The sequence below is a fragment of the Ensifer sp. WSM1721 genome (assembly GCF_000513895.2).
GTDB lineage: Bacteria > Pseudomonadota > Alphaproteobacteria > Rhizobiales > Rhizobiaceae > Sinorhizobium.
In genome coordinates this window covers 226,808-239,855 of record NZ_CP165785.1, presented here as the reverse complement: position 1 = coordinate 239,855, position 13,048 = coordinate 226,808, and the positions used below count along the sequence as shown (strand labels likewise).

The 13,048-nt window shown below is 60.2% G+C and carries 10 protein-coding genes; 2 read left to right on the top strand and 8 right to left on the bottom strand.

Going from position 1 to position 13,048, the window contains the following annotated elements; translation table 11 throughout:
- Positions 1-12 precede the first annotated feature (12 nt).
- From M728_RS29380 to M728_RS29345, 8 genes are all read right to left on the bottom strand, one after another.
- Positions 13-1,722 (bottom strand): biotin carboxylase N-terminal domain-containing protein, encoded by a 1,710-nt coding sequence (locus M728_RS29380; RefSeq protein WP_026622398.1) that lies wholly within the window; start codon positions 1,720-1,722, stop codon positions 13-15.
- Positions 1,719-3,314 carry an urea amidolyase family protein gene (locus M728_RS29375; RefSeq protein ID WP_026622399.1) on the bottom strand — a complete coding sequence of 532 codons (1,596 nt, stop codon included), beginning with the start codon at positions 3,312-3,314 and terminating at the stop codon, positions 1,719-1,721. The genes M728_RS29380 and M728_RS29375 overlap by 4 nt, the downstream gene beginning before the upstream one ends.
- Before the next feature lie 4 nt (positions 3,315-3,318).
- Entirely contained in the window at positions 3,319-4,092 is a 774-nt protein-coding gene (locus M728_RS29370) for a LamB/YcsF family protein (RefSeq protein WP_026622400.1), read from the bottom strand.
- 139 nt (positions 4,093-4,231) lie between these two features.
- The gene (locus tag M728_RS29365; protein ID WP_026622401.1) at positions 4,232-5,770 is read right to left on the bottom strand and encodes a sugar ABC transporter ATP-binding protein; all 1,539 of its coding nucleotides are present in this window, start codon (positions 5,768-5,770) and stop codon (positions 4,232-4,234) included.
- A 196-nt stretch (positions 5,771-5,966) separates the two neighbouring features.
- Positions 5,967-6,953, bottom strand: coding sequence for a LacI family DNA-binding transcriptional regulator (locus M728_RS29360; protein ID WP_026622402.1), 987 nt, complete (start codon positions 6,951-6,953; stop codon positions 5,967-5,969).
- Positions 6,954-7,254: 301 nt separating this feature from the next.
- Positions 7,255-8,241 carry a LacI family DNA-binding transcriptional regulator gene (locus M728_RS29355; RefSeq protein WP_026622403.1) on the bottom strand — a complete coding sequence of 329 codons (987 nt, stop codon included), beginning with the start codon at positions 8,239-8,241 and terminating at the stop codon, positions 7,255-7,257.
- Between the two features lie 339 nt (positions 8,242-8,580).
- Positions 8,581-9,600, bottom strand: a complete 1,020-nt coding sequence (locus tag M728_RS29350; RefSeq protein ID WP_051441001.1) for a Gfo/Idh/MocA family protein — start codon at positions 9,598-9,600, stop codon at positions 8,581-8,583.
- Positions 9,601-9,702: 102 nt separating this feature from the next.
- Entirely contained in the window at positions 9,703-10,689 is a 987-nt protein-coding gene (locus M728_RS29345; protein WP_026622405.1) for a Gfo/Idh/MocA family protein, read from the bottom strand.
- A 348-nt stretch (positions 10,690-11,037) separates the two neighbouring features.
- Here M728_RS29345 and M728_RS29340 point away from each other — a divergent pair, with 348 nt between their 5' ends.
- Together M728_RS29340 and M728_RS29335 are read left to right on the top strand one after the other, a co-directional pair.
- Positions 11,038-11,925, top strand: a complete 888-nt coding sequence (locus tag M728_RS29340; RefSeq protein WP_026622406.1) for a LysR family transcriptional regulator — start codon at positions 11,038-11,040, stop codon at positions 11,923-11,925.
- Between the two features lie 106 nt (positions 11,926-12,031).
- Positions 12,032-13,048, top strand: a complete 1,017-nt coding sequence (locus M728_RS29335; RefSeq protein WP_026622407.1) for a threonine/serine dehydratase — start codon at positions 12,032-12,034, stop codon at positions 13,046-13,048.

Here is a 13,048-nt window from a genome sequence, read left to right as displayed (position 1 = left end):
TGCACCAGAGCATCAGCTGACCGTCGCCAGTTCCGCTCCGAGGCTGACGACCGCGCCCGCTTCGGTCTTGATGCGGAGCCGGCCCGCCTTCGGTGCAGGGATGCGGGTTTCCATCTTCATCGCTTCGATAACGGCTACAGCATCGCCTTCCGACACCTCCGCCCCGTCATCGACCAACCATTGCTGCAAAGTGCCAGGAATCGGCGCGGTGACGCCTCCGTCGCTTACAGACGGTGTAGCCTGTTGCATGAGCTGCGGGGCGCCCAGACCGGAAAAAAGGGCGGCCGGCAGGCCGATCGCGTGGCGCTTTCCATCGATCTCGATGAAGCTGCGTATCAAGCCACTTTCTGCTGGATCGACGCGGGGAGAAGGCTCCAAGCCGCGGAACTCAGTTTCGATCCAGTTCGTGAAGACGCGGAAGCCATCCTCGCCAGTGAAATCGCGCTCTTCCAGCACCGCTCGATGGAAAGGCAGCACCGAGGCGACCCCCTCAATGCGGAATTCGGCCAGCGCCCTTCGAGCCCGGATAAGCGCTTCCCCCCGGGTGGCGCCGGTGACGATCAGCTTTGCCATCATGGAATCGTAGAAGCCGGGAATCTCCGATCCGGTCTCGACCCCGGCATCAATGCGCACGCCAGGCCCTGCAGGGGCGCGGAAGCGGGTGACGAGGCCCGGCGTGGGCAGGAAGCCTCGCCCGGGATCCTCGGCATTGATGCGGAACTCGAAGGCATGGCCGCGCGGCTCGGGTGTATCCGTGAGAGCGAGCGGCAGGCCGTCGGCAATACGCAATTGCTCGATGACGATATCGACGCCAGTTGTCTCTTCGGTCACCGGGTGCTCGACTTGAAGCCGCGTGTTCACCTCGAGGAACGAGATGACCCCGTCCTGCGATAGCAGGAACTCCACGGTCCCTGCCCCGGTATAGCCGGCCTCCGTGCAGATGGCGCGGGCGGCGTCGTGGATGCGCGCACGCTGTCCCGCGGTGATAAAGGGGGCCGGAGCCTCTTCCACGAGCTTCTGGTTGCGGCGCTGCAGCGAGCAGTCGCGCGTACCAAGGACGACCGTGTTGCCGTGACTGTCGGCGATGACCTGCGCCTCAATGTGGCGGGGTCGGTCGAGGAACTGCTCCGCGTAGCATTCACCGCGGCCAAAGGCTTCCTTCGCCTCGCGCACGGCAGAATCAAACAGTTCGCCGACCTCTTCCAGCCGCCGCGCGACCTTCATGCCGCGCCCCCCGCCGCCGAAAGCCGCCTTGATGGCGAGCGGCAGACCGGCTTGCTTGGCGAACTCGACCGCCTCGGCAGCGGAAGCGAGCGGACCGTCCGAACCTTTGACGAGCGGCGCCCCGACCTTGGCCGCAATCCGCCGAGCCTCGACCTTGTCGCCCAGCGCTGTTATGACCTCAGGGGCCGGGCCGACCCAGGTAAGGCCCGCGTCGATCACCGCTTGCGCAAATTCGGCGCGTTCCGACAGGAAGCCGTAACCGGGATGGACAGCATCGGCGCCGGCACGGCGGGCGGTCTCGAGTATCTTTTCGATGTTGAGATAGGTCTCCGCCGGGCGGCCGGGACCGAGGCCGTAGGCCTCGTCGGCAAGCTCCGCGTGGAGCGAAGCCGCATCGGCATCCGAATAAATCGCGACCGAGGCGACGCCGTAATCGCGTGCGGCCCTGGCAATGCGGATGGCGATTTCACCGCGATTGGCGATGAGCAGCTTTTTCATCGGTCGATTTCCTTCACATGCGGGTCGAAGGCGGCGATCGAGTTGAACCGGATGCGCGCGCCGATTGAGATCTGGCCGGCGAGGTCAAGGTGGTGGGCCGCCACCACGCCGATCACCGGATAGCCGCCGGTCAGCGGATGGTCGGCGAGGAAGAGCACCGGCTGGCCGCTATGTGGCACCTGTATCGAGCCCAGTGCCGTGCCTTCGGAGGGAAGCTCCACCGCGTCGCGCCGTTCGAGCGGCGCGGACCCGGAGAGGCGCACGCCGACTCGGCTCGATTCCGCAGTGACCTCCCACTCCTGCGAGAGAAAGGTTTGCACAGCTTTGTCCGTAAACCAGTCGGTGCGCGGGCCGAGGACCACGTCGAGGGTCACCGTCTCGCCCGTTCGCGGCAGTTGCTTCGGTTCGGGGCGGTCGGGGTCGACGGCGGCTGCCGGACGGTTTGCCGGAACGAGCACATCGCCCGCCGCAATCGGCGGCGGCCCGATCTTCGCCAGCGTGTCGGTCGAGGCCGACCCGAGGACAGGCTCGACAGCGAAGCCGCCGCGGAGAGCCAGATAACTGCGCATCCCTTCGCTCGGCACGCCGAGCGTCAGCTCGTCGCCGGCGTCGAGCGCAAACGGGCGAGCGAAAGGGGCGGAGACCGAGCGGCCGTGCGAGGTGCGAATCTCCAGCGGGCACGGCGCACCCGTAAGCGCCAGCGTCGCGGGTCGGTCGGTCCTCAGCGCGAAGCCTCCAAAAGTGATCTCGATCGCAGCGGCATCACTCGGATTGCCGACGCAGACGTTGGCATCGCGCAATGAGGCGCGATCGAGCGCGCCGGACTCCGAAACACCCTGATCTGCCCGACCTGGACGGCCGAGATCCTGATAGAGCGCCGGTCGGTCGGCACGGATGACGCGCAAGCCCTCTGCCGGCGGCGCGGTGTCCACCCGCCGCTCGCGCACAGGGGCCGGCACGGTAGCGCCCTTGGCCATATCGCGAAAGCGCACGCGATCGCCGGGGGCAAGCAACGCCGCCCGGGGACGTGCCGTGTCCCACATGCGAAGCGGTGTCGTGCCGAGGATCTGCCAGCCACCCGGGCTGTCGGTGGGATAGATACCACCGAACTTTCCGGCGATCGCCACGGAACTCGCCGGGATGCGCACGCGCGGTGTCTTGCGGCGCGGCACGTCGAACGCGGTATCGTCGCAGGTCATGTAAGCGAAACCTGGCGCGAAGCCGGTGAAGGCCACTGTATAGGTCGCGTCGGTGTGGCGGCGGATGAGTTCTTCCACAGACCAGCCCAGAAATTCCGCAACCTCGCCCAGATCCTCGCCGTCATAAGTCACGGGGATGTCGAACGTCGCGCCCTGGCGCGCGCTCCGCATCGAGAGATCGAATTGCGCAATGAATGCCGTGATCGCGGAGCGGTTGGTGACGAGCGGGTCGAAGCGGATCATCACCGTGCGTGCGGCGGGAACGAGTTCCTTCACCCCCTCCGGTCCGACGGCCCGCAAACGGTCGAGCAACGTCAACGTCGTTTCCAGGTCGTCCAATTCGACCAGAAGAGCATCATTGCCGGCAGGCAGAAAACGCAAGCGCTCAGACATTGGCCTAATCCCGGAACGCCTCGGTGAACGGCTTCAGCTCGACGCCGCTTGCGACGAGCTCGGCCCGCACCGTGCGGGCCAGTGCGACCGCAGAGGGCGTGTCGCCGTGGATGCAGATGGATTGAGCTTCGAGTACTATCTCGGTACCATCGATCGCGGTGATCCGATGCTCGCGGACCATGCGCAGCATTCGGGTCGCGACGACCTCAGCGTCGTGGATGACCGCGCCCGGCAGCCGCCGGCTAACAAGGCTGCCGTCGGCATTGTAGGCGCGATCGGCAAACGCTTCGCACACCACCTTCAACCCGGCCGCGCGGGCCTGCTCGACAATCGGGGCGCCGGCGAGCGCCATCAGAATCAGAGAGGGGTCGACCGCCTTTATCCCGGCGATCACGTCGTCCGCCTGGCGGGCGTCGCTGGCGATAGTGTTGTAGAGCGCTCCGTGCGGCTTCACGTAGCGGACCGCAGTGGCGGCAGCCTTCGCGAGTCCCTGCAGCGCGCCGATCTGGTAGATGGTGTCGCCCACAAGTTCGGCGCTCGATGGGTCCATGTTGCGGCGACCGAAGCCGACCAGGTCTCGATAACCGATGTGGGCGCCGACCGAGACGCCGCGCGCCGCGGCTTCGCGTAGAACGGCAAGGATGCCCGCCGGATCGCCGGCATGAAAGCCGCAGGCAATGTTGGCACTTGTGACTATACCAAGCATCGAGGCATCGTCGCCCATCGGCCAGGAGCCGAAGCTTTCGCCGAGATCGCTATTAAGATCGATGCTTGCCATGTCACAGCCTGTACGAGTGCTTGCGAGGATGCGCTTGATGGATCATAGCTTGCGGCGGGGGCTCACGAATTGCGATAGAGGGTTGTGGATGGGTCAGACTTGCGCGCGCGCCTGTCCTCATCGCTGATCGGCTTGCTCATCATTGTGCTGCGAGCTCCATGATTTTGACCTGATCGGCTTCAGCGCGATCCAGGATGCCAGACAAACGACCCTGCCGTATCGTCATCACCCGGTCGCTCATCCCGAGGATCTCGGGCATCTCCGAAGAAATCATGATCACCGCTAAACCTTCGCCGGCGAGATTTGAGATCATACGGTGAATTTCCGCCTTAGCGCCCACATCGATACCCCGGGTAGGTTCGTCGAGAATGAGGATGCGTGGTTTCGTCAAGAGCCAGCGGGCGATAAGCACTTTCTGCTGGTTGCCTCCGGAAAGATTCAGGATCAACTCTTCCATGTTCGGGGTCTTGACGCGCAGCGCGCTAGTCATAGCGTCACAATCGCGGGACAGCCGTTTCTGATCGACGAAGCCGCGCCGGACATAGCCGCTACGCAGCGCCGCCATCTGCATGTTCTCCTGGATGTTGAGAAGCAGAAAACAGCCGGACTCCTTGCGCTCCTCGGTGAGGAAGGCCATGCCGTGTTCCATAGCAACAGCAGGCGAGTCCACAACCACCTTCTTGCCACCAATCTCGATGGCACCCGAGGTCGCAGGGGTGACGCCAAAGATCGTCTCGGCGATATTGGAGCGCCCCGAACCAACCAGACCCGCGATGCCCAGGATCTCGCCGGCGCGCAAGTCGAAAGAAATGTCCTCGAAGACGCCGGCCAACCCGAGATTACTGACTCTCAGGACGACGTCGCCAATCGGGGCGGGTGTCTTGGGAAACATCTGCGAAAGCTCGCGGCCAACCATCATTCGAATGACCTCGTCGCGGGTGACCTCATTGGCGGCTTTGGTCGCGATGTGCCTGCCGTCGCGAAAGATGGAGACCTCGTCGGCGATTTCGAAAAGCTCGTTCATTTTGTGGGTTATGTAGATGATCCCCTTTCCGGCCTCCCGGAGTGTTCGGATAATCCGGAAAAGATGGTCAACTTCACGCTCGGTCAGTGTCGAGGTTGGCTCATCCATGATGAGGACGTCTGACTCATAAGATACCGCCTTTGCGATCTCGACCATTTGTCGGCTGGCGACGGAGAGCTTACCGACCTGCTCGTCCGGGTCTATATCGATACCGAGCCGCTCAAAGAGCTCCAGCGTGCGGCGGCGCAGCTCGTCGTGGTCGATAAACCCAAAACGGTTCTTCGGCTCTCGGCGAATCCAAACGTTCTCCGAGACCGTCATCGGCGCCATCAGGTTGAGCTCCTGGTGGATCATCGCGATGCCGTTGTCGAGCGCGTCGAGCGGGCTGTTCAGCCTGATCGACTGGCCGCGCCACTTAAACTCGCCGGCATCCGGCGTGTAGATGCCGGCAATGATCTTCATCAATGTCGACTTGCCGGCTCCGTTCTCGCCCATGAGCGCATGCACGCTGCCGCGGCGGACGCGGAAAGAAACATTGTCGAGCGCAACGACGCCCGCAAATTCCTTGCGGACGTTTTCGACCTCCAAGACATACTCGGAGTTGGGCAGCGCACCGGTTTCGCGAACGACCTTGATGGTAGATGGTGACAGCATGCTGTTAGCCTTTCACGCTCCGCTCTTCGGCGTTGGACTTGATGGAAGTGACGCGCCGCAACTTCGCTACCCGCCGAAGACCGATCGGCAGGCTGATGATGTTTTCATTTGGATTCATTTTCTTGTTCCCCCTCTGCATTTGGTCTCCGCCAGCGCCCTGTTTGACCCGGACCACCCCTTGGGCCTTGTTGTTCTTCTAAGCAGACTGACGGATCGTCAGCGAAAACGGCAGAATGACGTTCCGGTTGTGATCGCTCGCGGCTGGCGGCTCATTGATCAACTCCGCAATGGCAGGGCCGAAGTCTAATGCAGGAACCTTGACGGTCGTCAGCCAAGGAGCGAGCCAGTCGTTCACGCGATTGTCATCGAATCCAAAGATGATCACGTCATCAGGAATCCGCATGTTCGTCTCCATGGCGGCCCGGTAAACGCCGTAGGCGATCATGTCATTGGCGCAGAAGACTGCGTACTGACGACTGCGGTCAGCCAGAAGAAGCGAGCCCTGTCGATAGCCGGCCTCCATTGTGAAAGCGCACTCGAACTGGAGGACCTGGCGCATCTCGCCGACACCGGCGAGAAAGCCCTCAAGGCGTCGACTGCTTCCGGGATAGTGTCGCGGCCCGTGGATTGCGACGCAGTTCTCGTAGCCTTTCTCGATGAAATAGCGCCCTACGGCGAAGCCGGCGGCGAAGTTATCAATCCCAACATAGGGAGCGACAATGCCGGGCGCGGGTCGGCGGTTAACAAATATCAGGTTGTTTTGCCGTTCCGCCATTTCACGCAAGCGCGGCGTATCCATTGCGCCCTGCAGAACGATGGCTCGCGCCCGCAGGCCCTGCGCATCGGCTAGCAGGCGATCCTGCTTTTCAGCATTTTCAGCCGTGTTCGCGAGCACCAACGAAAGACCTATGCCTTTGAGTGCATTCTCGACCGAGGCTGCGACGTCTGCGGTAAAGAGGTTGGTAGCGTCTGGCACCAACATCACCACCACGCGGCTGCTCGCCAAGCGGAGCGAACGACCGATCTCCGACGGAGTGTAACCGAGTTCCTCTGCTGCGTTGCGTACACTCTCGAGCGTTTCAGGAGCAATCGCGCTCGTCTTTCCCGTAAAAAACCGCGAGACCGTGGCGGTCGAAACTCCCGACAGGCGTGCTACATCGCGGATGGTCGGCGGCTTGGCCATTTCAATTTGTCCAGATATCCTTGGATGGACTTGTTCGCTATCGTCACCTGCCGCTACGCAGATCTGCCTTCTGTATCGAGCCCGACTGTGCGGCACTGCTGCTGACAACAGTCAAATTGCTTTATGTAAACGTGTACACTATGCAAAATAGTGATGTCAACGATTACATAGCCGATTCCCGAGGTGTAAGGTTCTGGCGCCCACCCAGGTGGCCTATACCGTTTAGCCTGCAAGCTACGGAAGTGGTGAAGGGCTGCGCTTCATGCGCCACCGCGCATGTACGAAAGGCCGCGGCTCTAGCCTAAGCAGACCTTCTGATCGTCAGCGTAAACGGAAGAATAACGTTGCTGTTCTGATCAGCCGGGTCGATCGGTTCATGAATCAGCTTCGCTATAGCAGGCCCGAAGTCGAAGGCTGGAACCTTCACAGTCGAGAGCCAAGGGGCCAGCCACTCATTCAGCCGATTGTCGTCGAAGCCGAAGATCACGAGATCGTCGGGGACGCGCATGCTCTTCTCCATGGCGGCGCGATAAACCCCGTAGGCGATCATGTCGTTGCCGCAAAATACCGCATATCGACGGGTGTGATCAGCGAGGAGCAACTGACCTTGGCGGTAACCCGCCTCCATGGTGTACGCGCTCTCAAACTGGAAGACAGGACGCACCTGCCCGAGACCGGCAAGAAAGCCATCTAGCCGCTCAGTACTACCGGAGTAGTGGCGCGGTCCGTGAATCGCAACGCAGTTCTCATACCCGCGCTCCACGAAATAGCGCCCGACCGCGTGACCCGCCGCGAAGTTGTCGATGCCCACGTAGGGAGCGATGATTCCCGGCGCGGGGCGACGATTGACAAAAATAAGGTTGTTCTGCCGCGAAGCCATGTCCCGCAGCCGCGGCGTGTCTATAGCGCCTTGAAGCACAATTCCCCGCGCCCGCAGACCTTGTGCGTCGGAGAGTAGTCGGTCCTGCTGCTCCGCGTTTTCGGAAGCATTTGCCAGAACCATCGATAACCCGAATTCCTTAAGCGCCTGTTCGACTGATGCCGCAACGTCCGCCGTGAATGGGTTCGTTGCATCAGGGACAACCATCACGACCACGCGGCTACGAGCCAGTCGAAGCGAGCGCCCAATCTCTGATGGCGTGTATCCTAGAGCCTCGGCGGCATTCCGCACACTTTCAATGGTTTCGGGCGAAATCGCATCCGTTTTCCCGGTGAAATATCGGGACACAGTGGCGGTCGATACGCCGGACAGGCGTGCTACATCGCGAACGGTCGGCGGCTTACTCATCTAAACTCGCTCAATTCAAGAGAAAAATCCCTCGCCGAAGCCACGTCGAGGCCCATGCAGTGCCGTATACATGGCGTGGCATTTGATCAAGTAGAACGACTAGCGTCAACGATTACATGCCGTCGCGTTTCCGGCGCAGTCCTGTGGTTGAGGCAGACTGCCATGCGCGGGCTCTGGAGGCGGGTCGCGATCCGGTCGGCTGAGAACGAGAAATTGGGACCACCGCGCTTGATGGCCCAGTCATTCAAATGCGCGGCTCCTCGAAACCCTCTCGTAACGCCCTGTGCTAATTGGCGGCGAAACTTACTGATCGACGTAGAGGGCTGAGTCGCGCGCCTTCTAAAGCAACAGCTTTCGTGTCGCTAAGGGAATCGTTCTGACCATGTCCGCCGTCGGGTGACACGGGCGTGATGGGGATGAAATAGCTTGCGGCTGCCCGGTCCGGGCAGCCTCTTCAGTGGCGAGCAGCACAATCAGATCAGCAAGGCCTTCTTCTCCGTCAGGCTCTGGCGCGGTGCCATCAAGGATGCACTGCGAGAAGTAGGCGATTTGACCACCAAAGTGATCGTAATGGGGAAACCTTGTGGTTTCGCATCCCTCTTTCGTGTTCAACAGCATCCGCATCGGAGCGTCGAACCTGAAGCCTGGCTCCATGGTTATATCTCCCCGAGTGCCCACCACCCGATACACATCAATTTCAGAGGCGCCAAAGCTGCAGTAGAACTGGGCCAGCCGCTCTCCCGGGAAGCGCAACGTGACCGCGATTGCGTCGTCAATTTCGTTGAACCGGGGGTCATGCGAGGGCCGGCTCGCCATCGCAACCACCTGGATGGGTTCGGCAGCGAAGATATGTCGGGCGGCGTTGATGCAGTAAATCCCGATATCCTGCAGTGGACCACCCCAATTACCGGCCTGTAAACGGTGATTGCCTCTTTCAGACTGAAAGCTGAATAGGGCAGAGATATAGCGGGGCTCGCCGATCCTGCCCCCCCTGATCGCTTCCAAAGCCGCGATCGTGCCAGGTTCGTGGTGTAAACGGTAGCTCGTCATGAGCCATACACCCGTATCGCGGGCCGCACCGATCATGGCCTCCGCGTCCGCCACTGACGTTGCGATCGGCTTTTCGACCATCACGTGCTTCCCGGCACTAGCGGCGCGGATCGCATATTCCGCGTGCATGGGATTAGGTACTGAAATGTAGACAGCGTCTATAAGGTCGCTTTGTAGTAGCGCATCGAACCCGTCGTATCCGACTACTTTCTCGACCCCATAAAAATGAGCAAGCTTCTGCGCCGCTGCGAGATTTCCGGAGACGATTGCCGTCAGATGAGAGTTTCCGGTTTGACCAATCGCGGGCATGAACGCCTCTTGAGCGATCCAGCCGGCTCCGACAACAGCGTATCTAATCATTATGACTCAATGCCTATAGGGGTGAAGGACCTGATAGTCTTGCTTTTGACGCTATTCACGCTGGTCGTAAAATGCGGGACGTGATCCAACCGCGAAATGCGCTGAAGCACCGGTGTCGAGTGCCGCCACGATTTGCTCCGCCAGCAAGGTCGTGACATAACCGTCCCATGCGCTAGCACCGTCGTTGGGCTCACCGCTCCTCACCGACTTCACCCAGGCGTTCATCTGGGTCGCATAGGCAGTGCGGAAGCGCGGTATCCAATTGTCTGGGTAGGTCGAACTGTGCTGACCCGAAAAATTCCTGATAGTGGCGGTTGGAAGGGCAGTTTCGATGGTTCCGTTGCGGCCGACGAGCTGCGAATGCACATGATAACCATAGCCGCAGTTCATGAAGACCTCGGTTGAAACGATCTCGTTCCGGTCGGTCTGCATTGTGATCATCAGCGGGTCACCACCCGGCCCCGAATATACCTGCGCCGACACCATCTCCGAGTCGAGCAGCCACCGACTCACGTCGATCTCGTGGACAAAGGCATTCGTCACCGACATCGGTCCGCTGAACCATGTAGGCACGACGGGATTGCGATGGACGTTGTGCAGGATGACTGGTTTTCCGATTTCGCCTGCTTCACGCAGCCGTTTCATCTCTACATAGGGCCGATCGAAGCGCCGCATGTAACCAACTTGAACCAGTCTCCTCTCCTTGGCGAGCTCTGCTTCGACGACCTGAAGCGCCTCGGCCGCAGTGAGTGCAAGAGGCTTTTCGCACAGCACCGGCTTACCTTGCTCGATGCAAGCCAGCACAAGTTCTCCATGCACCGCATCCGGCGCGGCGATCACGACGGCGTCGACCTGATCCGAGTTGATAAGGGCGAGTGGATCCGTGAACACCTTACCGCCGGCACCAGCGGCGCGGGCGCGACCTTCATCAGCATCGCAAACGGCGGCAAGATGCGCGTCGCTGGTCTCCTCGCGAAGAATGCGGGCATGTTCGGAGCCCATCACCCCGGTGCCGATTACGCCTATCGCGACGCTCATTTGCCACCTACCCGAATGGCTGGGGCAGCAGAGTTTTCGATGTTTGTTGTCATCCCTTTTCTCTCTCGCTCCTTATTGAAGACGACGCCCTGACGCGTGTCTGTTCGGATGGCGTGCTCCGACGAAGGTTCCCCTTCAGCACTCACGCCGTTAGAGCCCGAAGCAGTTTCTGCGTAACTATGTTAACGTATACAGACACAATTTCCACCTATGTCAACGATAACATTCGGTTTACAGTAGTAGGGAAACACAATCGAGCGGGTGGGCATCCAGGCTAACGGGTTGTGATCACGCCCTCCGGAAGTCCGTGCCGTGTCCTGGCAGCGCCATGGAGATGAACGAGGTAGAATGTTCACCCTAAGAAGCCTGGAAGTCTTCTATTGGGCGGGACGCCTGCGCAGTTTCTCTAAGGCAGCAGAGAAGCTCAACACCACGCAGCCGACAATCTCACAGCGGATTGCGGCCATGGAGGAAACCGTCGGCGAACCGCTGTTCGATCGAATGGCGAAGCCCATAGCCCTGACGAGGGTCGGACGAACTCTCTTCGGCCATGCAGAATTGCTTCTGCGGCAGGTCGCGGCCATGGAGCGCGATCTTGAACTCAATCGGCACCTGCACTGCAGGATACGTCTTGGGGTCTCCGAAACTATTGTTCAAACATGGCTTTCGCGATTCCTCGAACAGGCCTCGCGCCGATTTCCAAACATGGACTTCGACATGACGGTGGACGTCACGCCGTCGATGCTCATTGCCTTGCAAAACGGTGAAATCGACATCGCCCTGATGTTGGGGCCCGCGGTTCTCGAAGGTTTCACCTGTGTTAAACTCAAGGACTACCCTCTGCGGTTCTATGCGATCCCCGGGCTTGTTCCGGACGAACTTCTCACATATCAGAAAGCCCCGACTGTCCCCATTTTGACCTATCCTCGTAATACCTACCCGTTTGACTATCTCCGCGAGCTGGTGTTTCAAAAAACCGGTCAACCTCCTCGGATCTTCGCAAACTCATCAATCTCGACCATCGAGAAACTAGCGCTCGACGGCATAGGGGTTGCACTTGTTGCAGCGGGCACTCTCGGCGCGGCAAAGGTCGACAACATTCTTCAGCCTGTCCCAAGCGAGATAGACCTGCCTCCCTTGAGGTTCTACGCGTTCTATCCATTGGGATTCGGCAGTGAAATGCTCGAGGAACTGGCGGCGATTGCGCAGCGCGTTGCCAGTGAGGACTCCCGCTGAGTGAAGACGCATTCGATTTCCTTATGCCCATCGATCAGGGATTATAATTTTACTTTAAGTCATCGCTGAGCTTGTCTTTGACCATACACCGTCTTTGGAGCCTCAGGTGACAGTTCAACCTCCCCTTGACCATTTCGAACCAACTGCAGATTCGATCCAAGCGGCGCGGGATCGTATTGCGAAATATGCGGTGCGTACGCCGATCCTGGAGAGTCAGGAACTGAACGGCTTGCTTGGAGCACGTGTGCTTATCAAGCCGGAAAACCTACAACGTTCCGGCTCCTTCAAGCTTCGCGGTGCCCTGAACAGGGCCCTGCAACTCAATGTGGCTGAGCGGGATTGCGGCATCGTTACGTGGTCCTCAGGCAACCACGGCCTGGCAATCTCCTTTGTAGCCAAAGAGCTCGGAATCAGCGCGACTGTTTTGATGCCTTACGACGCTCCCAAAACGAAGGTCGAGGGTGTCCGGCAAAATGGCGCGACCGTCCGTCTCTACGACAAGACAAAGGAAGATCGTGAAGAAATCGGCGCGCAAATCGCGGCCGAGAACGGAGCTGTCATCATCCCGCCCTATGACGATCCGTACGTCATTACAGGCCAGGCAACTCTGGGTGCGGAAATCGCCCATCAAACTGCTGAAATGGGTATGTCCCTTGATGTTGCGCTGTTTTCGTGTTCTGGCGGAGGGCTTGTGTCAGGCGCTGCTTGCGGCGTCCACACACTCATGCCGCGGGCGGCAATCTATAGCGTTGAACCCGCCGGTTTTGACGGGATGGCTCTTTCGCTTGCCACCGGTGAACCACGAAAAGCGCCCGCACTTGGCACGTCGATCTGTGACGCACTCCTCGTTCCTGCGCCGGGCAACCTGACATTCCCAATATGCCGAAAGCATCTTGCCGGCGGGCTATCCGTCGTAAACGACGAGGTGAAGGAGGCTATCCGCTTCGCCTATCGCGAATTGAAGCTCGTGGTCGAACCCGGTGGGGCGGTAGCATTGGCAGCGCTGTTGGCCGGCAAGATCGACATCACGGGAAAAACCGCGGCGATCCTACTCAGCGGCGGCAACGTCGATGCTGAGAAGTTCGCCACGTACATCACAACTGTCCCCACATCCGGAATCTGA

Coding starts and splice junctions, on each gene's coding strand:
- M728_RS29345 (WP_026622405.1), bottom strand. CDS start 10,689: ATGAGCGTCGCGATAGGCGTAATCGGCACCGGGGTGATGGGCTCCGAA.
- M728_RS29365 (WP_026622401.1), bottom strand. CDS start 5,770: ATGCTGTCACCATCTACCATCAAGGTCGTTCGCGAAACCGGTGCGCTG.
- M728_RS29370 (WP_026622400.1), bottom strand. CDS start 4,092: ATGGCAAGCATCGATCTTAATAGCGATCTCGGCGAAAGCTTCGGCTCC.
- M728_RS29350 (WP_051441001.1), bottom strand. CDS start 9,600: ATGCCCGCGATTGGTCAAACCGGAAACTCTCATCTGACGGCAATCGTC.
- M728_RS29375 (WP_026622399.1), bottom strand. CDS start 3,314: ATGTCTGAGCGCTTGCGTTTTCTGCCTGCCGGCAATGATGCTCTTCTG.
- M728_RS29355 (WP_026622403.1), bottom strand. CDS start 8,241: ATGAGTAAGCCGCCGACCGTTCGCGATGTAGCACGCCTGTCCGGCGTA.
- M728_RS29380 (WP_026622398.1), bottom strand. CDS start 1,722: ATGAAAAAGCTGCTCATCGCCAATCGCGGTGAAATCGCCATCCGCATT.
- M728_RS29360 (WP_026622402.1), bottom strand. CDS start 6,953: ATGGCCAAGCCGCCGACCATCCGCGATGTAGCACGCCTGTCGGGAGTT.
- M728_RS29340 (WP_026622406.1), top strand. CDS start 11,038: ATGTTCACCCTAAGAAGCCTGGAAGTCTTCTATTGGGCGGGACGCCTG.